Raw genomic sequence first — 2,292 nt, 5'->3', positions numbered from 1 at the left:
GTCTCTTTTTTATCTCCAGCCATTGGCAAAGTTTATACTTAGGGCTATTACTATAGATATATTTTATAAGTATTTCACAAAAAATCAAAATATTTATAAAAAAACTATTGACAAGGAGGAGTTAGCGGTGTATAATATACTCGTTAGCATGGACTAACACGACATTTATCAGAGAGGAAGAGATTGTATGCCTTTGATTATGGCAAGCGAAAATATTTTATACAAGATAAGCCGAATAAAGGGTAATGACGAGGTGCTAACAAGATTAAAGAATTTGGGTTTTGTTGTTGATGCACCTATTACAATACTTCAAAAAACTGATGGTGGACTTATTGTAAAATTATTTGATGCAAGACTTGCTTTGGACGTTAAGCTTGCTTCAAAAATAGAAGTTAGCGAGGTGTAAAATGAGGACTATTGCAGACTTAAAGATAGGTGAAACTGCTAAAGTAACGAAACTTTGCGGTGAATCTGCTGTTAAAAGACACATCATGGACATGGGTATAACTAAAGGAGTTGAAGTTACCCTTGTTAAAGTCGCTCCACTAGGCGATCCGATGGAGCTTGAAGTGCGTGGATATGAACTTTCTATCAGAGCGAGCGAAGCAAAAGACATAGTAGTGGAATAATTTTTTTACTTAAAAAGTTAGCCATATCTAATTATCCGTGGCTAATTAATTATATTTATGGAGGTAGTAATTTGAAAATTGCATTAGTAGGTAATCCTAACTGCGGTAAAACCACAATGTTTAACGACCTAACTGGCGCTTATCAATATGTTGGTAACTGGCCAGGGGTAACCGTAGAAAAGAAAACCGGAAAATTATTAAAACACAAAGATGTTGAAGTTGTTGACCTTCCAGGTATTTATTCATTATCTCCTTATACTTTGGAAGAGGTTATAACTAGAGACTACATCAAGGAAGAGGCGCCTGACGTTATCATTAACATAGTTGACGCAACTAACCTTGAAAGAAATTTATACTTAACAAGTCAAGTTTTGGAGATGAACGTGCCAACTGTAATTGCTCTTAACATGATGGACATGATTAAGAAGGGTCAAACAAATATTGACATCAAAGCACTTGAGGATAAGCTTGGTGTTGATATCATCCCAACAGCAGCAGTGAAAGGCGATGGTCTTAAAGATCTTATTTCAAAAGCGATTGAGATTGGTAGGGCTAATAAGCTTCCTAAGAGAGAATATTTCGACGAGGACGTTGAAAGTGCTCTTAAGCTTGTAGCCGCTGAAGCATCTCTTGACTATGAAAAAGACAGATACACTGTAATAAAAGTTTTTGAAAGAGATGAAAAAGTATTAGCAAAGACAAATATTTCGAGCTCTGCTCGCATTAAGATTGAAGAGATTATAAAAGAAGCTGAAGAAAAGCTTGATGATGACAGCGAATCTATCATCACAACAGAAAGATATAAAAACATACAATCAGACATAAGCTCTATCATTGAAAAACCAAAAAACAAAAAACTTAGCATGTCTGATAAGATTGACAAGATTGTTACAAACAGATTCTTGGCAATACCTATATTTTTAGCTATTATGTGGTTTATATATTATGTTTCGATATCAACACTTGGTGACTATTGCATAGGCTTTATCGAAGGCGTTTTTGGTAAAATCGGTGACTTCCTAACAACAAAACTTCCAGAACTAGGCGCCTCAGATATAGTTGTTTCACTTGTAAACGATGGTATAGTTCAGCCAATAGGATCGATTTTCACATTTGTTCCACAATTAATGATGTTATTCTTCTTCCTTTCACTTTTAGAAGACTCAGGATATATGGCAAGAGTTGCCTTCATCATGGACAAATTATTTAGAAAGTTTGGCCTATCTGGTAAGAGCTTTATCCCTATGCTTATAGGTACGGGCTGTTCAATCCCCGGCGTTATGGCTACTAGAACTATCGAAGCCGATGCTGACAGACGTATGACTATACTACTTACACCATTCATCCCTTGCGGAGCAAAATTACCAATATTTGCGATGTTTATAACTCTTATGTTTAAAGGCGCATCTTGGATAGCTCCATTAATTTATGTAATAGCAATATTTGCTGTTATTATTGCGGGCATAATTTTAAAACGTACTAATAGATTCAAAGGCGACCCTGCTCCATTCGTTATGGAACTTCCTCCATACAGAATACCAACACTTAAGAATGTTATTATTCATATGTGGGAGAAAGGCAAATCATTTATCATCAAAGCCGGAACTGTAATATTGCTTGCTTGCTTTGTATTATGGTTCTTACAAAGTTTTAACTTTAGACT

General features: G+C 35.4%; 3 protein-coding genes. All 3 read left to right on the top strand.

What is annotated here, in order from left to right; translation table 11 throughout:
- Positions 1-187: 187 nt before the first annotated feature.
- On the top strand, positions 188-406 hold the full coding sequence (locus Q0E71_RS06700; RefSeq protein ID WP_294797247.1) for a ferrous iron transport protein A: 219 nt from the start codon (positions 188-190) through the stop codon (positions 404-406).
- A gap of 1 nt (position 407) precedes the next feature.
- Positions 408-629, top strand: a complete 222-nt coding sequence (locus Q0E71_RS06695; protein WP_294797245.1) for a ferrous iron transport protein A — start codon at positions 408-410, stop codon at positions 627-629.
- Positions 630-700: 71 nt separating this feature from the next.
- The coding region (gene feoB, locus Q0E71_RS06690; RefSeq protein WP_294797243.1) for a ferrous iron transport protein B at positions 701-2,292 on the top strand (1,592 nt) is incomplete at its 3' end.

The sequence above is a fragment of the uncultured Fenollaria sp. genome, assembly GCF_934202865.1.
In the GTDB taxonomy this organism is placed as follows: Bacteria; Bacillota; Clostridia; order Tissierellales; family Peptoniphilaceae; genus Fenollaria.
The sequence above is the reverse complement of the archived record's forward strand: the minus strand, read 5'-3'. Positions and strand labels throughout refer to the sequence as shown.